The sequence below is a fragment of the Inquilinus limosus DSM 16000 genome, from assembly GCF_000423185.1.
Taxonomy (GTDB): domain Bacteria; phylum Pseudomonadota; class Alphaproteobacteria; order DSM-16000; family Inquilinaceae; genus Inquilinus; species Inquilinus limosus.
In genome coordinates this window covers 195,432-216,688 of record NZ_AUHM01000002.1, presented here as the reverse complement: position 1 = coordinate 216,688, position 21,257 = coordinate 195,432, and the positions used below count along the sequence as shown (strand labels likewise).

At 72.6% G+C, this 21,257-nt stretch carries 19 protein-coding genes; 6 read left to right on the top strand and 13 right to left on the bottom strand.

All coding sequences use genetic code 11. The annotated features are described in order from the left end of the window. Positions 1 to 33 precede the first annotated feature (33 nt). The 3 genes from addA to tsaE all read right to left on the bottom strand — a co-directional run bounded on the left by addA (position 34) and on the right by tsaE (position 7,077). A complete protein-coding gene (gene addA, locus G537_RS0104920) occupies positions 34 to 3,471 on the bottom strand; it encodes a double-strand break repair helicase AddA (protein ID WP_026869153.1) in 3,438 nt (1,145 codons plus the stop codon). A gap of 190 nt (positions 3,472 to 3,661) precedes the next feature. Further along, positions 3,662 to 6,610 carry a double-strand break repair protein AddB gene (addB, locus tag G537_RS0104915; protein WP_026869152.1) on the bottom strand — a complete coding sequence of 983 codons (2,949 nt, stop codon included), beginning with the start codon at positions 6,608 to 6,610 and terminating at the stop codon, positions 3,662 to 3,664. After that, positions 6,607 to 7,077, bottom strand: coding sequence for a tRNA (adenosine(37)-N6)-threonylcarbamoyltransferase complex ATPase subunit type 1 TsaE (gene tsaE / locus G537_RS0104910; RefSeq protein ID WP_026869151.1), 471 nt, complete (start codon positions 7,075 to 7,077; stop codon positions 6,607 to 6,609). The genes addB and tsaE overlap by 4 nt, the downstream gene beginning before the upstream one ends. A gap of 362 nt (positions 7,078 to 7,439) precedes the next feature. On the opposite strand from tsaE, the gene G537_RS0104905 reads away from it, so the two are divergent. Further along, positions 7,440 to 8,459 carry an NAD(P)/FAD-dependent oxidoreductase gene (locus G537_RS0104905; protein ID WP_026869150.1) on the top strand — a complete coding sequence of 340 codons (1,020 nt, stop codon included), beginning with the start codon at positions 7,440 to 7,442 and terminating at the stop codon, positions 8,457 to 8,459. Here G537_RS0104905 and G537_RS0104900 read toward each other — a convergent pair. Continuing rightward, entirely contained in the window at positions 8,456 to 9,061 is a 606-nt protein-coding gene (locus tag G537_RS0104900) for a LysE family translocator (RefSeq protein WP_026869149.1), read from the bottom strand. The genes G537_RS0104905 and G537_RS0104900 overlap by 4 nt on opposite strands. 123 nt (positions 9,062 to 9,184) lie before the next feature. On the opposite strand from G537_RS0104900, the gene G537_RS0104895 reads away from it, so the two are divergent. From G537_RS0104895 to G537_RS0104885, 3 genes are all read left to right on the top strand, one after another. Continuing rightward, on the top strand, positions 9,185 to 9,802 hold the full coding sequence (locus G537_RS0104895) for a helix-turn-helix transcriptional regulator (protein ID WP_026869148.1): 618 nt from the start codon (positions 9,185 to 9,187) through the stop codon (positions 9,800 to 9,802). A gap of 10 nt (positions 9,803 to 9,812) precedes the next feature. Beyond that, positions 9,813 to 10,949, top strand: coding sequence for an aminotransferase class I/II-fold pyridoxal phosphate-dependent enzyme (locus G537_RS0104890; RefSeq protein WP_034850651.1), 1,137 nt, complete (start codon positions 9,813 to 9,815; stop codon positions 10,947 to 10,949). Positions 10,950 to 11,026: 77 nt separating this feature from the next. Continuing rightward, the gene (locus G537_RS0104885) at positions 11,027 to 11,992 is read left to right on the top strand and encodes a hypothetical protein (RefSeq protein WP_026869146.1); all 966 of its coding nucleotides are present in this window, start codon (positions 11,027 to 11,029) and stop codon (positions 11,990 to 11,992) included. A 19-nt stretch (positions 11,993 to 12,011) separates the two neighbouring features. Here the strand turns inward: G537_RS0104885 and G537_RS0104880 are convergent, their stop codons facing one another. Continuing rightward, positions 12,012 to 12,254, bottom strand: coding sequence for a hypothetical protein (locus tag G537_RS0104880; RefSeq protein ID WP_026869145.1), 243 nt, complete (start codon positions 12,252 to 12,254; stop codon positions 12,012 to 12,014). 156 nt (positions 12,255 to 12,410) lie between these two features. Then, positions 12,411 to 13,715, bottom strand: a complete 1,305-nt coding sequence (ahcY, locus tag G537_RS0104875) for an adenosylhomocysteinase (RefSeq protein WP_026869144.1) — start codon at positions 13,713 to 13,715, stop codon at positions 12,411 to 12,413. 183 nt (positions 13,716 to 13,898) lie between these two features. Here ahcY and G537_RS0104870 point away from each other — a divergent pair, with 183 nt between their 5' ends. Both G537_RS0104870 and G537_RS0104865 read left to right on the top strand, forming a co-directional pair. Continuing rightward, entirely contained in the window at positions 13,899 to 14,666 is a 768-nt protein-coding gene (locus G537_RS0104870; protein ID WP_051247906.1) for a DeoR/GlpR family DNA-binding transcription regulator, read from the top strand. Between the two features lie 11 nt (positions 14,667 to 14,677). After that, on the top strand, positions 14,678 to 15,838 hold the full coding sequence (locus G537_RS0104865) for an MFS transporter (RefSeq protein WP_026869142.1): 1,161 nt from the start codon (positions 14,678 to 14,680) through the stop codon (positions 15,836 to 15,838). Between the two features lie 8 nt (positions 15,839 to 15,846). Here G537_RS0104865 and G537_RS0104860 read toward each other — a convergent pair whose 3' ends face one another. The 7 genes from G537_RS0104860 to G537_RS0104830 form a co-directional block, all read right to left on the bottom strand. Beyond that, the gene (locus tag G537_RS0104860) at positions 15,847 to 16,251 is read right to left on the bottom strand and encodes a hypothetical protein (protein WP_026869141.1); all 405 of its coding nucleotides are present in this window, start codon (positions 16,249 to 16,251) and stop codon (positions 15,847 to 15,849) included. Between the two features lie 117 nt (positions 16,252 to 16,368). Continuing rightward, the gene (locus tag G537_RS0104855) at positions 16,369 to 17,352 is read right to left on the bottom strand and encodes an NAD-dependent epimerase/dehydratase family protein (RefSeq protein WP_026869140.1); all 984 of its coding nucleotides are present in this window, start codon (positions 17,350 to 17,352) and stop codon (positions 16,369 to 16,371) included. Positions 17,353 to 17,356: 4 nt separating this feature from the next. Beyond that, positions 17,357 to 19,144, bottom strand: coding sequence for a phosphoenolpyruvate--protein phosphotransferase (gene ptsP / locus G537_RS0104850; RefSeq protein ID WP_034850650.1), 1,788 nt, complete (start codon positions 19,142 to 19,144; stop codon positions 17,357 to 17,359). A 5-nt stretch (positions 19,145 to 19,149) separates the two neighbouring features. Then, a complete protein-coding gene (locus G537_RS0104845; protein ID WP_026869138.1) occupies positions 19,150 to 19,452 on the bottom strand; it encodes an HPr family phosphocarrier protein in 303 nt (100 codons plus the stop codon). Beyond that, positions 19,449 to 19,859 carry a PTS sugar transporter subunit IIA gene (locus G537_RS0104840; protein WP_026869137.1) on the bottom strand — a complete coding sequence of 137 codons (411 nt, stop codon included), beginning with the start codon at positions 19,857 to 19,859 and terminating at the stop codon, positions 19,449 to 19,451. The genes G537_RS0104845 and G537_RS0104840 overlap by 4 nt, the downstream gene beginning before the upstream one ends. 43 nt (positions 19,860 to 19,902) lie before the next feature. After that, positions 19,903 to 20,790, bottom strand: coding sequence for an RNase adapter RapZ (gene rapZ / locus G537_RS0104835; RefSeq protein WP_026869136.1), 888 nt, complete (start codon positions 20,788 to 20,790; stop codon positions 19,903 to 19,905). Beyond that, positions 20,787 to 21,224 (bottom strand): HPr kinase/phosphorylase, encoded by a 438-nt coding sequence (locus G537_RS0104830; RefSeq protein WP_026869135.1) that lies wholly within the window; start codon positions 21,222 to 21,224, stop codon positions 20,787 to 20,789. Before G537_RS0104830 ends, rapZ begins: the two co-directional genes overlap by 4 nt. Positions 21,225 to 21,257: the final 33 nt, after the last annotated feature.

The following is a 21,257-nucleotide window of genomic DNA, read 5'->3' as shown; positions in this document are numbered from 1 at the left end:
TGGAGATAGGGTAGGGACCGGAACGGAACAAGGTCAAGCCGATGCGCCCGGGGCATGCCGGTCCAGCGTCTCCGGAGGGAGCTCCATCAGCCTCGGGCCTTCTGTCCACAACAGCGCACAGCGCACTGTCCGGCCTGGATAAACCAGGCGCAGCGCGGCGCGGTAGGCGGCCATCTGTGCGAGATAGGCGCGCGGCACGGACTCGATGCTCGCCGGCGGCGGGCGGTTGGTCTTGTAGTCGACCACCAGCACCGAATCGGGGGTCACGACCAGCCGGTCGATCTGGCCGGACAGGGCACGGCCGCCGATCAGGCCGACCACCGGCACCTCGGCCCGGCTGCCGGGGCCGAACAGCGCCTCGAAGCCGGGCTGGTCCAGCACCGCCAGCGTGGTCTCCACGATCTCCGCCTGCTCCGCCTCGTCGCGGCCGTGCTGCGGCCGGGCCAGGTAGCGCCGCGCCGCCGCCTCGCGCGCCTCGGGCGGCAGCTCCGGCAGCGCCTGCAGCAGGGCGTGGATCAAGGCGCCGCGGCGGAACCGGCCCTGGTCGCCGCCCTCCAGCGGCGACCGCGCCGGCGGCTCGACCTCGGGCCGCGACGGGGTCAGGGGCCGGGTCGGTTCCGGCTCCGGCGGTGCCGGCCGGTGCAGCCAGTCCGGCGCCAGCGCCTCGGCGATGACCGCCGGCGCCACCGGTTCGGGGCCGGCTGGACGGTCCGCCTGCGGCCGGTGGAGGCGCAGCCCCTCGCCCTCGATTCCATCGATCGAGGCCGTCTCGGCGTCGGGATGCGTCGCCAGGCCGTCGCGGCACAGATGATACCAGCAGCCCTCGGCCGGCTTGCCGCGCTCGGTGGCGTAGTGGCCGCAGAGATAGAGCCTATCCTCGGCCCGGGTCAGGGCGACGTAGAGCAGGCGGCGGTATTCCTGGTCGCGGCGGCGGTCGGCGCGCTCCATCGCCTCGCGGTAGACCGGCGGGCGGGCGGCCGCGCGCGGCGCCCACAGCGGCACCGGCAGAGCCTCGTCGGGCCACAGGATCTTCTCCCCGGCCCGGGCGCCGCCGCGCGGCATGCCGACCAGGTCGGGCAGGATCACGATCGGCGCCTGCAGGCCCTTGGAGCCGTGCACGGTCATGATCCGCACCTGGCCGTCGCCCTGTTCCTGCTCGCGCTTGACCTCGGTCTCGCCGGTCTCTAGCCAGTGCAGAAAGCGCTGCAGCGACGGCGGCAGCTGCCGCTCGAAGCCCAGCGCCAGCGTCAGGAACTCGTCCAGAGGGTCCTCCGCCTCGGGCCCCAGCCGGCCCAGCATGGCGCGGCGGCCGGAGACGGGGTCGCCCGGGCAGGGCCGGGCCAGCACGCCGGAGAACAGCTCGAAGGGCGGCTGGAAGTCGACCCGGTCCAGGATCTCCGTCAGCCAGTCCCGCGCCGCTTTCACCGCCGGGTCGGCCGACGCCGCCATCGCCCCCCACAGCGTGCCCGGCCGGTCATGGGCGAGGGCGAACAGCCGGTCGTCGTCGAAGCCGAACAGCGGGCCCTTCAGTAGCTCGGCCAGGGACAAATCGTCCTCCGGCAGCAGCAGGAAGCGGGCCAGCGCCATCAGGTCCATCACCGCCAGCTGCTCGGTCAGCACCATGCGGTCCATGCCGCCGACCGGGACATTGGCCGCCTTCAGCGCCCGCATCAGCTCAACGAAGAAGCGGTTGCGGGTGCGCACCAGGATCAGGATGTCGCCGGGCCGGATCGGCCGGCCCTTCGACTCCAGCAGCGCGCCGTCGCGCAGCCAGCCGGCGATGCGGGCCGCGATCAGCCGGGCCAGCCGGGCGCCCGGATCGCTGATGCCGCGCTGCTCGGTCGGCGGCTCCCAGGCCGGGGGCTCGTCGCTCTCGCTCGGGCCGACCAGCGGCCACAGCTCGACCAGCCCGCCGTCCAGACGCCGGCGCTCCGACACGAAGTGATGCGGCGGCTTGGGCGCGACGCCGTCCAGCGCCGGGTCGCGAGCGAAGACGGCGTCGACCAGCTCCAGCACGGCGGAGACCGAGCGGAAGGAAGTCTCCAGCGGCACGATCTCGAAGGGGCGCTCGGCGGCGCGGATGCGGCGGTCGAAGACGGCGCGCATGCGGGCGAACTCGGCCGGGTCGGCGCCCTGGAAGCTGAAGATCGACTGCTTCTCGTCGCCGACCACGAAGACGGTGCGCTCGACATCGCTGCGCGCGCCGAGGCCGGCGAAGAACTCCTCGGTCAGGGCGGCGACCACCCGCCACTGCTCCGGGCTGGTGTCCTGCGCCTCGTCGATCAGCACATGGTCGATGCCGCCGTCCAGCTTGAACAGCACCCAGGCCGACTTGCCCGGCCGCTCCAGCAGGGAGGCCGTCTGCAGGATCAGGTCGTCATAGTCCAGCAGGGCGCGGCGCGTCTTCTCCGCCCGGTAGCGCTCGATCAGCGCGGCGCCGAGGGCCAGCAGCGCCTCGGTGGCCTCGGCGGTCTCGGCGGCGCGCAGCCGCTCGGTCAGGGCCAGGATGCGCTCCGCCTCGGCCTGCAGCGCTTCCAGCACGCCCGGGGTCTTGGCCACGCCCTGGGTCGCCAGCCGGGCGCGGATGGTGCCGTCGGCGGTCAGAAAGGCCCCGACATAGACGGCGAAGCCGGCGGTACGGTCGGCCGCATCGGCCAGCCAGGCGGCGATCATGCCGCCGCGCTCCTGGTCGGTCTTGCCGCCGGCCATCAGCGCCTCGGCGGCGGCGCGCAGGGCATCGCAATCCAGCGCCGAGTCGGCGCAGGCCTCCTGCAGCAGGCTGTCGCGGGTGGCGCCGGCGGGCAGGTCGAGCAGTTGGCGGATCTGCGCCACCAGCGGCGCCAGCCCGCCGTGCTCGTCGAGCAGACGGGTCAGCCGCCCGCGCTCGGCCACCAGAGCGCGCACGATCTCGCCGAACTCCTCGGCACCGACCGCGGCCGCGATCCGGTCGACCGCCCAGCCGAGGCCTTCGTCCTCCAGCACCTGGCGGCGCACCCGCTCCAGCATCTCGCCGGCGCTGCGGTCGTCGATCAGCTCGAATTGCGGCGGCAGCCCGGCCTCGACCGGGAAGCGGCGCAGCAGCGACTGGCAGAAGCTGTGCACCGTCTGGATCCGCATGCCGCCGGGCACGTCCAGCACTTTGGCGAACAGACGGCGGGCCTCGGTCTGCACCTCGGTGCCCGGCGGCGCGCCCATCAGGTCGGCCAGGGCGAGCTGCAGCGCGTCGTCCGGCAGGGTGGCCCAGCGCGCCAGGGTGGCGGCGATGCGGTTCGCCATCTCGGCCGCGGCGGCGCGGGTGAAGGTGATGCACAGGATCCGGTCGGGCGGGGTGCCGGCCAGCATCAGCCGCAGCACCCGGTCGGTCAGCACCTTGGTCTTGCCGGTGCCGGCCGAGGCGCCGACCCAGACCGACCGTGCGGGGTCGGAGGCGCGCCGCTGCGTCGCCGTCGGATCGGGGCGGATCAGGCTCATGGCGCGATCCCGGGGCCGGAGCTTCGGCGCGAACCCCCTCCCCCCACCCCCTCCCGCGAGGGGAGGGGGGACAAAAATGGACTGGCCCGTTCACCGCGATTTCGGGCCAACAACACAATCGAGTCCCCCCTCCCCCCGCGGGAGGGGGGTAGGGGGAGGGGGGTTCCGGCGCCCAAGCAGACCCCGATCCTCATCCCTCGCCCCCTGCCGACCACTCCTTCACCCGCGCCAGATGGGCGTAGTCGGAGAAGCGCGGCGCCAGGCCGCGCGGCTGGGAGAGATACGGCGTCTCCGGCAGGTCGAAGCGGGCGATCAGGCCGTGCAGCCCGGCCAGCGCCTGCTCGGCCAATGCCGCGATGTCGCCTTCGGCCGGCTTCACCGGCTTGATCTCGCCGGCCTGGGCGCCGCCGGACAGGCGCCAATGCTCCAGCCCGGCGACCGGCACCTCCGCCGGCGCGCCGGGGAAGCCGCCGGCGCGGATCATCATCGCCTCCAGCGGCAGCTGCGGCTGATAGCCGGCCAGGATCTGCTCGTTCGACGGCACGGTGCCAGTCTTGTAGTCGACCACCACCAGCCCCTCGACGCCGCGGTCGATGCGGTCGGCAACGCCGCTCAGCGCGAAGGGGCCGGCCGGGGCGTTCAGCACGACCTGGCCCTTCTGCTCGGTCAGGATCGCGCGCCGCCCGGCCGCGCGCTGCCGCGCCTCGGTGTCGACGAACCAGGCGGCGATGCGGGCGAAGCGCGGCCACCAGAAGGTGCGGATGTCCGGCCCCGGCGGCAGCTTCGCGAACTCCGCCCGGCCCAGCGCCAGCAGCCGGTCGAGCGCGTCCGGCGGCAGGGCCTCAGGATAGGCCTGCAGGAAGGCGGCGAGGGCGGCGTGGATGGCGGTGCCGCGCTCCGACGCCCCCGGCTCGGCCTCGATCGGGTCCAGCCGCGACAGGTTCAGCACCATCCGGGCGTAGATGGCGTAGGGGTCCTGCATCCAGACCGAGATCTGGGTGACCGACAGGCGGCGCGGCCGGGCGGCGACCGGCGGCCTGGGGGTGGGCGGCGCCACCGGCCGCACGGCGTCCGGCGCGTCGATCCGGCGGACCAAGGCGCGCCAGTCGCGCTGCGGCGGGGCCAGGGCCAGGCCGGCGCCGTCCAGCACCGCCTGCAGGCGCAGCAGCCAGCGCGACGGCACGGTCGGCGTGCCCTCCACCTTCTCCGCCCGGGTCAGGAACACCTCGGGGCCGGCGGCGGCCTGGGCGAAGTCGTTGGCCGCCAGGCCGACGCGCCGCTCCGGCGCCGGCAGGCCGAACGCCCGCCGCATCGGCCGCGACATCCAGGGATCGGCAGCGGGCATGGCCGGCCAGGTGCCCTCGTTCAGCCCGCCCAGCACGATGCGGTCGAACCGCGCCATCCGGGCCTCGACCGGACCCAGGATCGCCAGCCGCGGGTGCCGGCCCCAGCGCGGCCGGACCACGGCCCCGTCCATCATCGCCTCGAACAGGCCGGGCCAGTCCTGGCCGGGGATCGGCGGGAAGCCGTCGAAGCCGGCCAGCAGCTCCTCGACCAGCGCCTGCGCCGCCTCGCCGTCCTCGGCCCGCCACAGCCGGTCCGGCCCGGGTTCGGCGTCGGTCGCGGCCAGCGCCTCGGCGCATTCGATGTGCAGCCGCAACAGCTCGGCCGGGGACTGGCCGTCCTCGCGGACAGCAGCGACGAAGGGGGCGAGAATGGCGCCGACTCGATCCAGCCACCGGTCCAGCGCCGGGCCGGCGCCGCTGGCCGCCAGCGCCGCCCCGAGGCCGGCGATGCCCGGCTCCGGCGCCGGGCCGCGCAGAACCTGGCGCTCGAGCCGCCGCAGCGCCTCGCGGAACAGGCCGATCGGCTCGCCGCCGGACGCGAAGGGATGCTTCAGCAGGGCCAGCAGCGACAGCGGCGAGGCGTCGCGGAAGCCGACATCGCCGACCAGGCGCAGATAGGCGCCGACCGGGGTGTCGGCCAGCGGACGGCCCGCCGAATCGTCGACCGCCACCTGCCAGCGCCCCAGCTCCGCCGCCACCCGGCGGGCCAGGTCGCGATCCGGTGTCACCAGCGCGGCGGTGCGGCCCGGCGCCTCCAGCACCTCGCGCAGCAGCAGGGCCACGACTCCGGCCTCCTCCTGCGCCGTGGCGCAGTCGATCCGCGTCAGCCCGGCCAGCGCCGCGCCGTCGAGGCCGGCCGGGCTGCGCCAGGCGTCGGTGGTGGCGGCGGGCCGCATCACCTCGCGCAGCAGCACGGCGCGGTCGGGGCCGGCCGCGGCCGGCGCTGGGGGTGGCCAGTCGGCGACCGCGGCGCGGTCCACTCCCAGCCCCTCCAGCAGCCGTTTGAACGGCTGCTGCGGGTGGCCGTCGTCGAGCTGGGCCCAGCTCTCCTCGTCCATGCCGCGGTCCAGCCCGGGCAGCACCACCGCGCCCTGCGGCAGCGCCGCGACGACGCGCAGCAGCTCGATCTCCGCCGGATTGGTGCCGATCAGCCCGGCGGCGATCACCGGCTCGGCCGGCGGTGAAGCCGACCAGGCCTCGGCCTGGGCCAGGGTCAGCCGGGCGCGCCATTCGGCCGGGTCGAGCGCGTCGAGCTCCTGCAGCACTCCGGGCCAGGTCTGGGTGACGATGCCGAGGAACCTCAGCGTCTCCTGCCAGTGCTCGGCCAGTTCCTCCGGCACCAGCCCGTCCAGCCGGTCGAAGCCCAGCCCTTCGGCCTGCACCTCGTCGATCAGCCGGGCGAGGGCCGCGGCCAGATGCATTGCCTGGTCGGCGCCGACCTCCTGGTCCCGCCGGGCCAGGATCAGCCGCGCCAGAAGGATCTGCCGCCGCCGCGGCGCGATCGCCGGCGGCAGGTCCAACACCTCGGCCACCGCCGCGGTCTCGCCCGCCGCCAGGCCCAGCGCGTCGGCGTCGATGTCGCCGACCGGCAGCAGCCGCGGCAGCAGCAGCGGCCGGCCTTCGGCCGCGCGCAGGAAGGCGTCGCGCAGGGTGACGCCGGCGCGCCGGCTGGGCAGCAGCACGGTCATGGCGCCCAGAGCCAGCGGGTCGCCCGCGGCCCGGGTCATGAGGCCGCGCGCCAGGGCGTCGGCGACGCCGCCGCCGGCCGGGATGGTGAGGACTCGGGCGGTCACGGCTGCTCGCGCAGGGCCCGCGCCAGGGCCGCGCCGCGACCGCCCAGGCCGATGATCGTCGCCGTCCGGCCGTCGCCCCGGCCATGGGCCAGCTCGATCTTCAGCCGGTCGGCGGGCAGCAGCGGGCCGAGGCGGTCGGGCCACTCCACCAGGCAGATGCCCAGCCGCGCCTCGTCCCAGCCCAGCTCCAGCACCTCCTCCGGTGCCGCCAGGCGGTACAGGTCGAAATGCCACAGCGGGCCCGCCGGCAGATCGTAGGACTGGACCAGGGTGAAGGTCGGGCTCGGCGCCTCGAGGCCCGGCTCGCCGGCCGCGGCGCGGATCAGGGCGCGGGCCAGGTACGACTTGCCGGCGCCGAGATCGCCGGCCAGGAGGACGATGTCGCCGGGCTGCAGCAGCGCCGCCAGGCGCGCCGCCAGGGCTTCGGTCGCGGCTTCGTCCGGCAGGTCGAGGGTGAATCGGAACATCGGCGATAGTTTGCACAGCCCGTCCGCCGCGTCACCCCCGTGCACCGCGGCGCGGAACCGGCTATCCCTGGAAAGTCTGGATCTCCGGAGGACAGTCATGCCTAGCCCGCATTTCCCACCCTCCTTGTGCCCTGCGCCGTCGTCCCATCCCGGCAGGGCAGGAGCCGCGCGCGGCGCGATGCGGCACATCGGGCAAGCGCGGCGACGAACCCTGCCGGGATGGGGCGACGGCCCGAAGGGTCGCCTTGCGGCGGCCGTCTGCGGGCGCGGGCCACTCGACCGTATGGCCCGATACGCTCTTCGCGGCCCGCGCCCTCACTCGACTCACCGCAAGGCGACGCAGGGCGCAAGGAGGGTGGGAAATGCGGGCTAATCCGCACCGCACCGACGTCGCCATCATCGGGGCCGGCCCGGTCGGGCTGTTCGCGGTGTTCGAATGCGGCATGCTGAAGATGAAATGCCATGTCGTCGACGTGCTGGACGTCCCCGGCGGGCAATGCGCCGCCCTCTATCCGGAGAAGCCGATCTACGACATCCCCGGCCAGCCGCGGATCGAGGCGGCGGAGCTGATCGAGCGGCTGACGGCGCAGGCCGCGCCCTTCCACCCGGTCTACCATCTCGGCCAGCGGGTGGAGACGCTGGCGCGCCAGCCGGACGGACGCTGGCTGGTGGGCACCAGCGCCGGCACGCAGATCGACGCCGCGGCGGTGATCGTCGCCGCCGGGGTCGGCGCCTTCGGCCCGAACCGGCCGCCGCTGCCGGGCATCGAGGCCTACGAGAACCGCTCGGTCTTCTACATGGTGACGCGCAAGGAGGCGCTGCGCGGCAAGCGGGTGGTGGTGGCCGGCGGCGGCGACAGCGCGCTCGACTGGTCGATCCTCCTGGCCGACATCGCCGCCAAGGTCATGGTGGTGCACCGGCGCGACAAGTTCCGCGGCGCGCCCGACAGCGTCGCCAGGCTGCATGCCCTGGCCGAGGCGGGGACGGTCGAGCTGGTCACGCCCTACCAGCTGCACGGCCTCGAAGGATCGGACGGGCAGCTCTCCGCCGTCACCGTGGCGACGCTGGACGGCGAGGTGCGGCGGCTGGAGGCCGACGTGCTGCTGCCCTTCTTCGGCCTGTCGATGAATCTCGGGCCGATCGCCGATTGGGGCCTGGCGCTGGACAGGAACCATATCGCCATCGACCAGGCCACGGCGGCGACCAGCGCGCCCGGCATCTTCGCGGTCGGCGACATTGCGACGTATCCGCACAAGCTGAAGCTGATCCTGACCGGCTTCGCCGAGGCCGCCTCGGCCGCCCATGCGATCTATCCGCTCGTCCATCCGGGCGAGGCGCTGCACTTCGAGTATTCGACGACGTCCGGCGTGCCGACGCTCTAGCCCAGCATCTCCGCCGCGATCGGGTACAGCGAGGCGACCAGCAGCAGGGCCATGACGATGTTGAAGGCGCGGACCGCGGCGGGGGCGTGCAGCACCCGGCGCAGCGCCGTGCCGAACAGCGCCCACCAGCCGACGCTGGGCAGGTTCACCAGGCCGAAGACGGTGGTGACGATCGCCAGGTTGCCCAGAAAGCCGGCCTGCGGCGTGTAGGTGGCGATGGCGCCGACCGCCATCACCCAGGCCTTGGGATTGACCCATTGGAACGCCGCGGCCTCCAGGAAGGTCATCGGCCGCCCGGCCTCGCCGCCGGCGGCGATCGGCCCGGACCGCGCGATCTTCCAGGCGAGATACAGCAGATAGGCGGCGCCGCCGTATTTCAGCACCTCGTACAGCAGCGGCCAGGCGGCGAAGGCGGCGCCCAGCCCCAGCCCGACCGCCGCCACCATTACGGTGAAGCCGGCGGCGATCCCGACCATGTGCGGCACCGTGCGGCGGAAGCCGAAGGTCAGGCCGGAGGCCGTCAGCATGATGTTGTTCGGCCCCGGCGTGATCGAGGTGACGAAGGCGAACAGGACGAAGGAGGAGAGCAGCTCGGGAGTCATGGCCGCAGAGTGGCGTGGCGGCAGAATCAGGACAATCGAAACATTGTCCCGAACAATCCTTCCATGGAATGGGAACAATCAATGTGATAGACTCATACGAACTGTCTGATCTAGACAATTCGTATGAATTGGTCCTCCCGATACGAGCCGGTCGCGGAAGCAATCGCCGCCCTGCTCGGCCCCGAGGCCGAGGTGGTGCTGCACGATCTCGCCACCGACCGGATCCTGCGGATCGTCAACCCGCTGTCGCGCCGCCAGCCCGGCGACCCGTCGCTGCTGGATCTGGAGGAGGGCGACCTGGCGCCCGGCCGCACGGTGCTCGGCCCCTATGAAAAGGCCGGCCCATCGGGCGACCGCATCCGCTCGGTCAGCGCCGTGCTGCCGGGCGATGACGGCCGGCCCGCCGGCCTCCTCTGCATCAATCTCGGCCTCGGCCGGATAGACGCCGCGGCCCGCCTGCTGGCCGGGCTGTTCCCGCCGCCGGCGCCGCGGCCGGAGCCGCTGTTCCGCCGCGACTGGCGCGAGGCGATCAACCTGATCCTGCGCGACCACCTGGCCGCGGCGGGCCTGTCCGCCGACCGGCTCGACCGCGCCGGGCGCATCGCGCTGGTCGCCGCAATCGACGCCGAAGGCCTGCTGGAGATGCGCCATGCCGCGGGCTATGTCGCGGCGCAGCTCGGCATCTCCCGCGCCACCCTCTACGCCGACCGCGCCGCCGCGCGGTCCCGAGCCGCCGCCTGAGGAGATCCCGATGCGCCTGCCCGAATTCGCGCTCGAAGCCTATTTCGCCCGCTGGAAATTCACCGCCCGCCACAATCTCTGCGCTTCCGACATGCAGTCGCTGACGCTGACGGATCTGCTGGCCTTGGGCACGCCGCAGCAGCGCGACGCCTGGGACCGGCTGTGGCTCGGCTACACCGAGACCGTCGGGGCGCCGTCGCTGCGGGCCGCCATCGCCGGCATGTATGCCGGCCTCGAGGCCGACGACGTCGCGGTCACGGTCGGGGCGGGGGAGGCGATCTTCCAGTCGGTGCGGGCGCTGCTGGGGCCGGACGACCATGCGGTGACGCTGATCCCGAACTACCAGTCGCTCGAGGCGGTGGCGGGCAGTATCTGCGCCGTCACCGGCGTGCCGCTCGATCCGGCGCCCGACTCCGGGCGCGGCTGGTCGCTCGACCCGGACCGGATCGCGGCGGCGCTGCGGCCGAACACCAGGGCGATCATCCTGAACCTGCCGCACAACCCGACCGGCTACCTGCCGCCGCGGCCGGTGTTCGAGGCGATCGTCGGGCTCGCCCGGGCGCGCGGCATCTGGATCCTGTCGGACGAGGTCTATCGCGGGCTGGAGCGGCGCGAGGAAGACCGCCTGCCGCCGGCGGTCGAGCTCTACGAGCGCGCCCTGTCGGTCGGGGTGCTGTCCAAGACCTACGGCCTGCCGGGGCTGCGTCTCGGCTGGATCGCCTGCCGCGACCGCGAGCTCTTGCGCCGGATCGTGCGGCAGAAGGACTACACCACGCTCTGCGCCCCGGCGCCGAGCGAGGCGCTGGCCGAGATCGCGATCGGCGCCCGCGACCATCTGGTGGCCCGCAGCCGCGCCCTGGTGGCCGAGAACCTGCCGCTGCTCGACGCCTTCTTCGCCCGCCACGCCGACCGGTTCGACTGGCAGGTGCCGCCGGCCGGCTGCATCGCCTATCCGCGCTATCACGGGGCGGAGGGCGTCGACGCCTTCACCGACGACCTGGTCGAACGCGCCGGCGTGCTGCTTCTGCCGGCGCGGGTCTACCGCTCGGCCCTCGGCCCGGTGCCGGCGGACCGGTTCCGCATCGGCTTCGGCCGGGCCGACCTGCCGCAGGCGCTGGAGGCGTTCGAGGCGTATCTGGCGCGCTGAGACCGTGCGACGCGATGGCGGGGAGGCGCGGCGGGGCCGCAGCGTGTAGGGTGCGGCCGGACCATCGGGAAGAGATCATGCTGCGCCGCCTCGCTTTCGCCCTCCTGCTCCTGCTGCCGGCCGTGCCCGCGGCGGCGGCCGACCAGACCCTCGGCACCTTTCACGGCACGGTGGAGGGGCCGGGCGGCGAGACCGAGACAATCGAGGGCTTCGCGGCCGCAGTGAAGGATGACCGTGGCCGATTCATCATCGGAATGACCGCGACCGGCGAGGGGGTGATCCGCGCCCGCCAGATCCAACTGCTGCTGCCGGCCGATGTCGCGCCCGGGACCCTGCAGGTCGGCAGTTACGACTCGGCCCGGCATGCCTCGGACGGCAAGGCGGTCGGCGCGCTCTACCTCGCCATCGGCGCGGACGGGGCGCGGGTGCGGGACTGCCGGCTGGTGCCCCAGGGCGCGGTGGAGTTGTCCGCCGTCTCGCCCTTCGCCGGCACGCTGAACTTCACCTGCCGCGATTCGGCCGAGGCGACGCTGTCGCTGACCTTCGACGCGGTGCCGGTCGACCCGAACCAGGTGGTGCCGTCCGAACCGGCGGCGGCTTCGGCCAGGCCCGGCCGGGTCAGCACCAAGGTCGGCGCGCCGGTCAACGCCACCATCACCGGCACCGGCGCGGCCAAGCGCCAGGCCGCCGGCAGCCGCTGGCTGATGCTGTATCTGGAGCAGGAGCGCGAGGTCCACGGCACCAAGCAGATGATGCCGGTCGGGGCCGTGGTCCTCGCCCTGCCGAAGGAGCTGAGCCTCGGCACGCACGACCTCAAGCCGTTCTCCCAGGCGGTCGCGGCCGACAAGTCGGCGACCGATTACGGCATCTCCTTCAGCCTCGAGGCCGGCGACGGCTCGATCGACGGCTGCGACCAGGCGGCGAGCGGCACCCTGACCCTGACCGGCCTCGACCCGCTCGCCGGCTCGGCCCGCTTCACCTGCGCCGACCAGAAGGACCTGTCAGTGGAGAGCGACTTCGACGGGATCCCGACGACCGATTGAGGGCGAGGGGCGCGCCGGGTCAGTCGACCAGATCGAGCCGCTGCTTGATGCGGTCGATTTCCTCCCGCAGCCGGTCGAGCCTGGCTTCGAGATGCGCGATCGTCTCGGCATCTCCGGCCTGCTCGCGGCGCAGTCCGGCGATCGCTGTCTCGATCCGGGCAAGGCGATGGCCGTGCTCGCCCAGCACCTCGAGAATTCTGCTCTGCCCGGCATGGAGGCGGCGCAAATGCTCGAGGGGCAGATCGGACGGCTTGTCGCTCATCGAGGGGCTCGCGGTCGATTGCTGTTGGGTAGCATACACCACAAGCGGCAGCTTTACGAAATCAGCGGCTGGGCGGGCCGGTCGGACCACCCGGCCCAAGACAAAAAGCCCCCGCCGGAGGGCGGGGGCTGGTCTCCATCGAAACCCGAGGGGCGATCAGTAGCGGTAGTGGTCCGGCTTGTAAGGACCCTGGACCGGCACGCCGATGTATTCGGCCTGCTTCGGGGTCAGCTGGGTCAGCTTGGCGCCGATCTTGTCGAGATGCAGCGCCGCCACCTTCTCGTCCAGGTGCTTCGGCAGGACGTAGACCTTGCGCTCATAGTTGGCGTGGTTCTGCCACAGCTCGATCTGCGCCAGCACCTGGTTGGTGAAGCTGGCCGACATCACGAAGCTGGGATGGCCGGTGGCGCAGCCGAGATTCACGAGGCGGCCCTTGGCCAGGACGATCAGGCGCTTGCCGTCCGGGAACACCACCTCGTCGACCTGCGGCTTGACCTCCTCCCACTTGTAGTTGCGGAGGCCGTCGATCTGGATCTCGCTGTCGAAGTGGCCGATGTTGCAGACGATGGCGCGGTCCTTCATCTGCCGCATGTGATCGACGGTGATGACGTCGACATTGCCGGTGGCTGTGACGAAGATGTCACCGATCGACGCCGCCTCGTCCATGGTCACGACCTGGTAGCCCTCCATCGCCGCCTGCAGGGCGTTGATCGGGTCGATCTCGGTGACCATGACCCGGGCGCCCTGGCTGCGCAGCGAGGCGGCCGAGCCCTTGCCGACATCGCCGTAGCCGGCGACGACCGCGACCTTGCCGGCCATCATCACGTCGGTGGCGCGCTTGATGCCGTCGACCAGGCTCTCGCGGCAGCCGTAGAGGTTGTCGAACTTCGACTTGGTGACGCTGTCGTTGACGTTGATGGCGGGGACGCGAAGCGTGCCCTTCTTCATCATCTCATACAGGCGGTGCACGCCCGTGGTCGTCTCCTCGGACAGGCCGCGGACGTCGTTCAGCATCTCCGGGTACTTGTCGTGCATGATCTGGGTGACGTCGCCGCCGTCGTCCAGGATCATGTTCGGGGTCCAGCCGCCCGGGCCGCGCAGCGTCTGCTCGATGCACCACCAGAACTCCTCCTCGGTCTCGCCCTTCCAGGCGAAGACCGGGATGCCGGCGGCGGCGACCGCCGCGGCGGCCTGATCCTGGGTCGAGAAGATGTTGCAGGACGACCAGCGCACCGTGGCGCCGAGGGCCGTCAGCGTCTCGATCAGCACCGCGGTCTGGATCGTCATGTGCAGGCAGCCGACGATGCGGGCGCCCTTCAGCGGCTGCGACGGGCCGAATTCCTGCCGCAGCGCCATCAGGCCGGGCATCTCGGTCTCGGCGATCGCGATCTCCTTGCGGCCCCAGTCGGCGAGGCTGATGTCCTTGACCTTGTAATCGGTGAAGGTGGCGGCGTCGGGCATCGGGTGCTCCTCGAGGCAATGCGGGATTGCCGCAGGGTGTAGCAGCCGGGCTCGTCCGCCACAAGCATAAAGATATCTTTATATATTTGATTCCGTTTGGCGGGCCATGGAATCTTTGCCCTTCTGCCGGATGTTGCGCGTTTATGCCTGATCGTGCATGATCGGGCAAAATCAGGCAACGCCATGACCGATATCCTGCTGCCGGAGGAACGGCGCAAGCGCCTCCTCGACCTCCTCGCCCTCGACGGCAAGATCCTGGCCACCGCCGCCAGCGCCGCGCTGGGCGTGTCGGAGGACACGATCCGGCGCGACCTCAACGATCTCGCCCGCGCCGGGGTGGTGCGCCGCGTCCATGGCGGGGCCCTGCCGCTGGCCCCCGCCGCCGGGACCTTCGCCACCCGGGCCGGCGAGCGCCCGGAGGCCAAGGCGGCGCTCGGCCGGCTGGCGGCCGGGCTGATCCGGCCGGGCGAGGTGGTGCTGCTGGACGGCGGCACCACCATGCTGGCGGTGGCGGAGGCGCTGCCGCCCGACCTGCGCGCCACCATCGTCACCCCGAACCTGCCGGCGGCGCTGGCCCTGACCCGGCATCCGACGGTCGAGGTGGTGCTGCTGGGCGGCCGGCTCGACAAGGCCGACCAGGCGACGGTCGGCACCTCTGTGCTGGCCGCGCTCGACGGGCTGCGGGCGGATCTCTGCCTCCTCGGGATCTGCGGCCTCGACGTCGAGACCGGGCTCGGCGCCATGGACCATGAGGAGGCGCTGGTGAAGCGGCGCATGGCCGGCTGCGCCGCCCGGGTCGCAGCCGCGGTCACCGCCGACAAGCTGGGCACCGACGCACCCTTCCCGATCCTGCCGATCGACCGGCTGAACGCGTTGATCACCGAGAAGACCGCCGACGCTTCCCTCCTGGCCGCCTGCCGACGGGCCGGCCTCACCCTGATCCTCGCCTGAGGGGAATCCTGATGACCAGCCTCGCCCATACCGAGGGCACGACCGCCGATCTCCGCGCCGCGCGCCTCGCCACCCGCGCCATGTTCCTGATCTGCGGCACCGTCACCGCCAGCTGGGCGCCGCAGGTGCCGCTGGCCAAGGCCCGGCTCGGGCTCGATGACGGCGTGCTCGGCCTCGCCCTGCTCGGCATGGGCGCCGGGGCCATGGTGGCGATGCCGCTGGCCGGCTTTCTCGCCGCCCGGTTCAGCAGCCGCCTGATCACGGCGCTCGGCGGGCTGGGGCTCTGCCTGTCGCTGCCGCTGATCATCCTGGCGTCGGACGCATGGCTGCTCGGCCTGGCCCTGTTCCTGTTCGGCGCCACGACCGGGTCGATGGACGTGGCGATGAACGTCCAGGCCGCGGCGGTGGAAGCGCGCGGCCGCCGGCCGCTGATGTCCTCCTTCCACGGCATGTTCAGCGTCGGCGGCCTGGTCGGCGCTGGCGGCGCCAGCCTGCTGCTCGGCCTCGGCCTCTCGCCGCTGACGGTCAGCCTGATCGTCAGCGGGCTGATGCTGGCGCTGCTGGCCACCCAGGCCGGATCGATGCTGCCGCCGGAGCGCGGCGCGACGCAGGCCGGGATGCGCCTCACCCTGCCGCGCGGCATCGTCCTGGTGCTCGGGCTCCTGACCTTCGTGCTGTTCCAGGCCGAGGGCGCGGTGCTGGACTGGAGCGCCGTGTTCCTGCACGAGAGCCGCGGCCAGGACCCGGCGGTGGCCGGGCTCGGCTACGCCATGTTCGCAGTGGCGATGGCGGTGATGCGGCTGGCCGGCGACGGCATCACCAGCCGCTTCGGCGGCGAGACGGTGGTCCGGCTCGGCTCCACCCTGGCCGCGGCCGGCTTCCTGCTGGCGATCCTGGCGCCCTGGCCGGTGGCCGGGCTGATCGGCTTCGCCCTGGTCGGGGTCGGCGCCGCCAATGTGGTGCCGGTGCTGTTCAGCGCCGCCGGCCGGGTCCCGGGCATGCCGCCGGGGCTGGCGATCTCGACCATCGCCACGCTCGGCTATTGCGGCATCCTGGTCGGCCCGGCGGCGATCGGCTTCGTCGCCGATCACCTCGGCCTGCCGGTCGCGCTCGGGATCGTGGCAGCACTGCTGGTGGCGACGGCCGCCTCGGCGCGGGCGGTGCGGGTCTAGAACAAGGGCTAGAAGAGCCGCCGCAGCTCGATGACCTGCGCCGGCGGAGCGTGGGTGCGGTGCCGGTCGCGCGGCGAGGCGGCCGGGCCCGAGGTGGCCGGCGCCGCTCCGCCTCGGTCCGGCACGGCAGCGGCGACGGACACGCCGTTCAGCCTGGCGATCGCCGCCACGACGTCCCGGCGCAGCTCGGCCGGCAGATGGTCGACATCGGCATCGATCGCCGCCTCCACCCGGGCCAGCAGCGCCTCCAGCTCCAGGACCTGGCGGTCCCGGGGCGACGGCCGGCTTCGCATCAGCGACGCACATGTCCGGCCCAGCCAGTCGGCAAGGTCGTCGGCATCGCCCAGGCAGATCGGCGACCGGTCCCCATCCCGGATCCAGATCACCGGCGTGATGTGAACGTTCCCATGCATGCCCGGTTCCCGGCTGCGAGTCGGCATCAACTAGTTTTGTGTAAAATATTATGCAATGCAAGATCGAGAATGCATCTTATTCGTTTCCGGCCGCCGGTCCGGATCGCCGGCGCCGGCTCAGCCGACCGGGTAAGGGCCTTCGGCGAAGGTCTCGGCGTGGTAGCCTTTCGACCCGATCAGCCGGGCCAGCGGGCTCCACAGCCCGCCGCCCGCCCGCATCCGCTCGATCACGGCCGGGAAATCGTGGCGCGGCTGCCAGCCCAGCTCGGCCCGGGCGCGGTCGTTGACATAGACGCGGTCGATGCCGGGCATCATGACCCAGCCGCGGCGCGCATACTCCGCTTCGAAGCCGGGGACGCGGCGTCGCACCACCGCCGGCGCGTCGTGCCGCAGCTCCGCCAGGTCCTCGGGCCGGAACGGCGTGGTGGCGCTGACGATGTAGCGGCGGAAGCCGATCGCCGGCGCCTTCTCCAGCGCCAGCAGATGGGCGTCGACCACGTCCTCGATGTCGACCCGCCGGAACAGGTGCTCGTTGGCCTTCAGATTGTCGTCGGCATAGGCCTCGCGCTTGGCCCTGTCGTCATCCGCTTCGGGGAAGAAGCGCGAGGTCCGCAGCACGATGCAGGGCAGGCCCTGGTTGCGGTGGAAGATCTGGCACAGATCCTCCGCCGCGGCCTTGGTGACGCCGTAGATGTTCTTCGGCACCGGCACCACCTCTTCGGTCACCCAGGCCGCCGGGGCGCCGGCGGGCGGCACCAGCGCGTCGCCGAACACGCTGGTGGTGCTGGTGAAGACGAAGGCGCCGACGCCGGCAGCGACGGCCTCCTCCAGCAGGTTCAGCGTGCCGGTGATATTGGTGTCGACGAAATCCTGCCGGCCGTGGGTAGCGACATGCGGCTTGTGCAGCGTGGCGGCGTGCAGCACCGCCTGCGCCCCGGCCATGGCGCGACGCACGCCGTCGCGGTCGGCGACCGAGCCGACCAAGTCGGTGAACGGCCCGGGCCGCAGGTCGAATCCGACCGCCTCATGCCCCCGGCCGCGCAGGCTGCGGACCAGCGCCTCGCCGAGATGGCCGGAACTGCCGGTGACCAGGATCTTCATGCGCTCAGCCGCCCTCGTTGAAATCGTCCAGCAGCGCCGCGATCCGGCCGGAATCGGTCTGGTCCAGCATCATCCGGGCGCGGCGGGCGGCGGCGACGCTGTCCAGAGTCAGGATCCGGCGCTTGACCTCGAGCAGCCGCAGCGGCGCCATCGACAGGTCGCGGACGCCGAGGCCGATCAGGAGGGCGGTGAAGCGCGGGTCGCCCGCGATCTCGCCGCAGGCGCTGACCGGAATGCGGGCCTGCAGCGCGGCCTCGACCGTGAACTGCACCAGCCGCAGCACCGAGGTGTGCAGCGGATCGTAGAGATGGGCGACGGTCTCGTCGCCGCGGTCGGCCGCCAGCGTGTACATCACCAGGTCGTTGGTGCCGATGGCGAAGAAATCGACCTCGCGCGCCAGGGCGTCGGCGATCAGCGCCGCCCCCGGCACCTCGATCATCACCCCGAGCGGCGGCATCGCCGCCGGCACCGGCACCCGGCGCCGCTTCAGCCGCCGCAGCGTCCGGTCGAGCGCCGCCTTGACCGCGCGGATCTCGCCGATCGTGGTGATCAGCGGCAGCAGCACCCGGATCGGCCCGTGCGCCCCGGCGCGCAGGATCGCCGCCAGCTGCGTCTCCAGCAGCTTCGGCTCCTTCAACGACAGCCGAACGGCGCGCAGGCCCAGCGCCGGGTTGGCGGTCTCGGCGAAGCGGCCGCCGAGGGCCGAGGCGATCTTGTCGCCGCCGAGGTCGAGGGTGCGGATCGTCACCGGCTTGCCGGCCATGCCCTCGACGATGCCGCGCAGGATGGAATACTGCTCCTCCTCGCCCGGCAGGTCGTCCCGGTTCATGAACATGAACTCGGTGCGCAGCAGGCCGACGCCCGCGGCGTTCAGCTCGGTCGCCACCTGCACGTCGCGCGGCAGCTCGACATTGGCCGACAGGGTGACGGCGACGCCGTCGCGGGTGCGCGAGGGCAGGCCGACCAGCGCCTCCAGCTGCTTGCGGTCGGCCCGCGCCAGGTCGCGCCGGATGCGGTAGGCGGAGAGGGTCTCGGGCGTCGGGTCGATGATCACCCGCCCGGCGGTGCCGTCGACGATCACGGTCTGGCCGGCGCGGACCCCGGCCAGGAGGCCCGGCACGCCCAGCACCGCCGGCAGGCCCAGCGACCGGGCCATCACCGCGGTGTGGCTCTGGGCGCCGCCGAGGGCCGAGGCGAAGCCCGCCACCCGGCGCGGATCCATCAGCGCGGTGTCGGCCGGGGTGATCTCCTCGGCCAGCACGATGCTGCCCTCGGGCAGGCTGGCGAAGGCCTGGAACTGACGCTTGGTCAGGTTGCGGATCAGCCGGGCCCCGACCTCGCGGATGTCGTCGATGCGGCTGGCGAGATAGCTGTCGTCCATCGCCGCGAACTGGGCGGCGATGGCCGCGATCTCCGACTGCACCGCGTATTCGGCGTTGACCCGCTCCTCGGCGATGCGGGTCTCGACCCCGCGCAGGAGGCGAGAGCCGGACAGGATCGCGGCATGGGCGTCCAGCAGATAGCCGACATCCTCCGCCGCCTGCTCCGGCAGCGCCTGGGCCTTGGCCTTCAGCTTCTTGATCTGCCGCCGGGACTTGGCCAGCGCCTCGGCGAAGCGCTCGCGCTCGCCGGCGACGTCGGCCTCCTCCAGCCGGTATTCCGGCACCTGCTCGAAGCCGCTCTCGATCAGATGCGCCGGGCCGATGGCGACGCCGCCGGAGACCGGAAGGCCGCTCAGCTCGATCTCCCGGCTCGGCGCCGGCGGGGGAAGGTTGGCGATCCGCGTCGCCATAGAGGTCAATCCTCGTCGAAGCCGCGCTCGACCAGCGCCGCCAGGGCCGTCAGGGCTTCCGCCGCCTGCGGCCCGGTCGCCGCGATCGAGATGGCGCTGCCGGGCCCGGCCGCCAGCATCATCAGACCCATGATCGACTGGCCGCCGACCTCGGTGCCGTTGCGCTCGACCCAGATCTCGGCGTCGAACTCGGCCACCAGCTTGACGAACTTCGCCGCCGCCCGGGCGTGCAGCCCGCGCTGGTTGCAGATGGTGACGCTGCGAGTCAGCCGCTGCTCGGCCGCGTCCGGGGACGCCGGACCGCTCATTTCCGCTTCTCCGGCTTCAGCAGGGCCGAGGCGACGCTGATGTATTTCTGCCCGGCCTCGCGGGCGGCGGTCACGGCATCGGTCAGGGTGTCGGTCTTCCGCACCGAGGCCAGCTTGATCAGCATCGGCAGGTTGATGCCGGCGATCACCTCGACATTGGCGCGGTCGAGGATCGAGATCGCCAGGTTCGACGGCGTGCCGCCGAACATGTCGGTCAGAAGCACCACGCCGCGCCCGCCATCGACCGCGGACACCTTGTCCATGATCTCGGCCCGGCGCTGTTCCATGTCGTCCTCGGGTCCGATGCAGACCGTGGCGACCTGGGGCTGGGCGCCCACCACATGCTCCATCGCCGCGACGAACTCGTCGGCGAGGCGACCATGGGTCACGAGGACCATGCCGATCATCGGGTGGGTGGTCATGTCGTTCCGGTTGCCTTCCTGTCAGCCCTTATGTCGGCATGTCGCGGTGGACCAGGCCGCGGCGGTAGCCCTGGCCGTCCAGCCAGGCCGCCAGCGTCTCCGCCACGAACACCGAGCGATGCTTGCCGCCGGTGCAGCCGACGGCGATGGTGAGATAGCTCTTGCCCTCACGGTTGTAGCGCGGCAGCAGCGGTTTGAGCAGGCCGAACAGCGATGCCATGAACGGGTCGTACTGCGCGTCGCGCCGGATCATCGCCTGCACCGCCGGGGCCTGGCCGGTCTGCGGCCGCAGCTCCGGCACCCAATGCGGGTTGTCGAGGAAGCGGACGTCGAACACCAGGTCGGCCTCGCGCGGCAGGCCGCGCTTGAACGAGAAGGACATCACCGTGACGTAGAGGCCCGGCGTGGCGTCCAGCCCGAAATGGCCCTCGATCATCCGCCGCAGGTCCTGCGGGCTGGTCAGCGAGGTGTCGACGATCACATCGGCCAGCAGGCGCAGCGGATACAGCTCCGACCGCTCGCGCCGGATGCCGTCCGCGACCGGCCGGTCGATCGCCAGCGGGTGCCGCCGCCGCGTCTCGGTGTAGCGGCGCTGCAGCACCTCGTCGTCGGCGTCCATGAACAGCAGTCTGACGTCGACGTCGCCGCGAGTGCGCAGGGCGGCCATCTCGGCCTCCAGCGCCTCGACCGAGAAGCCGCGGGTGCGGGTGTCGATGGTCACCGCCATCGGCCGGCCTTCGGCGTGGTCGACCAGGGGGCTCAGCAGCGCGATCGGCAGGTTGTCGATCGCCTCGTGCCCGAGATCCTCGAGGATTTTCAGCGAGGTGGAATGGCCGGCGCCGGACATGCCGGTCACCAGCACCAGACGGTGGCGGAGACCGGGTCGGGCCGGCGGCGATTGGGGAATGTCGGTCATCTTGCGAGACGGTGTTCGGGCAGCGCCAGCGCGGCCAGGGCCAGGCGCAGCTTGACCGGCGCCGAAGCCTCGAAGGGCGCCACCGCGACCAGCGGCAGGCGGACGCCGAGATAGGCGCAGACCGCCGGCTCCGGCAGCCTTTCGATCGCCTCGGCCGCCTTCAGGTCGGCGACCAGCAGCACCGGCGCGGCGGGCACGAAGGGCACCGGGATCGGGCCGAAGCCGCGGGCCTCGATCAGACCGGCCAGAACGGCGGGCGGGCGGGCGACCACGACGCCGCCCTCGAGCGAGAGCTGCACCCGGTCGTCCGCCACCAGCCGGCCGCCGGCATCGATCAGCCGGAGCGCCAGGTCGGATTTGCCGCTGCCCGACGGCCCGCGCAGCAGCACGCCGCGGCCGTCGACTGCGACGCAGGTCGCATGGATCGTCGCCATCGCGGGTGGGAAGGTGACCGGCGCCCTGGTCCC

Coding starts and splice junctions, on each gene's coding strand:
- addA (WP_026869153.1), bottom strand. CDS start 3,471: ATGAGCCTGATCCGCCCCGATCCGACGGCGACGCAGCGGCGCGCCTCC.
- tsaE (WP_026869151.1), bottom strand. CDS start 7,077: ATGTTCCGATTCACCCTCGACCTGCCGGACGAAGCCGCGACCGAAGCC.
- G537_RS0104905 (WP_026869150.1), top strand. CDS start 7,440: ATGCGGGCTAATCCGCACCGCACCGACGTCGCCATCATCGGGGCCGGC.
- G537_RS0104900 (WP_026869149.1), bottom strand. CDS start 9,061: ATGACTCCCGAGCTGCTCTCCTCCTTCGTCCTGTTCGCCTTCGTCACC.
- G537_RS0104895 (WP_026869148.1), top strand. CDS start 9,185: ATGAATTGGTCCTCCCGATACGAGCCGGTCGCGGAAGCAATCGCCGCC.
- G537_RS0104890 (WP_034850651.1), top strand. CDS start 9,813: ATGCGCCTGCCCGAATTCGCGCTCGAAGCCTATTTCGCCCGCTGGAAA.
- G537_RS0104885 (WP_026869146.1), top strand. CDS start 11,027: ATGCTGCGCCGCCTCGCTTTCGCCCTCCTGCTCCTGCTGCCGGCCGTG.
- G537_RS0104880 (WP_026869145.1), bottom strand. CDS start 12,254: ATGAGCGACAAGCCGTCCGATCTGCCCCTCGAGCATTTGCGCCGCCTC.
- ahcY (WP_026869144.1), bottom strand. CDS start 13,715: ATGCCCGACGCCGCCACCTTCACCGATTACAAGGTCAAGGACATCAGC.
- G537_RS0104870 (WP_051247906.1), top strand. CDS start 13,899: ATGACCGATATCCTGCTGCCGGAGGAACGGCGCAAGCGCCTCCTCGAC.
- G537_RS0104865 (WP_026869142.1), top strand. CDS start 14,678: ATGACCAGCCTCGCCCATACCGAGGGCACGACCGCCGATCTCCGCGCC.
- G537_RS0104860 (WP_026869141.1), bottom strand. CDS start 16,251: ATGCATGGGAACGTTCACATCACGCCGGTGATCTGGATCCGGGATGGG.
- G537_RS0104855 (WP_026869140.1), bottom strand. CDS start 17,352: ATGAAGATCCTGGTCACCGGCAGTTCCGGCCATCTCGGCGAGGCGCTG.
- ptsP (WP_034850650.1), bottom strand. CDS start 19,144: ATGGCGACGCGGATCGCCAACCTTCCCCCGCCGGCGCCGAGCCGGGAG.
- G537_RS0104845 (WP_026869138.1), bottom strand. CDS start 19,452: ATGAGCGGTCCGGCGTCCCCGGACGCGGCCGAGCAGCGGCTGACTCGC.
- G537_RS0104840 (WP_026869137.1), bottom strand. CDS start 19,859: ATGATCGGCATGGTCCTCGTGACCCATGGTCGCCTCGCCGACGAGTTC.
- rapZ (WP_026869136.1), bottom strand. CDS start 20,790: ATGACCGACATTCCCCAATCGCCGCCGGCCCGACCCGGTCTCCGCCAC.
- G537_RS0104830 (WP_026869135.1), bottom strand. CDS start 21,224: ATGGCGACGATCCATGCGACCTGCGTCGCAGTCGACGGCCGCGGCGTG.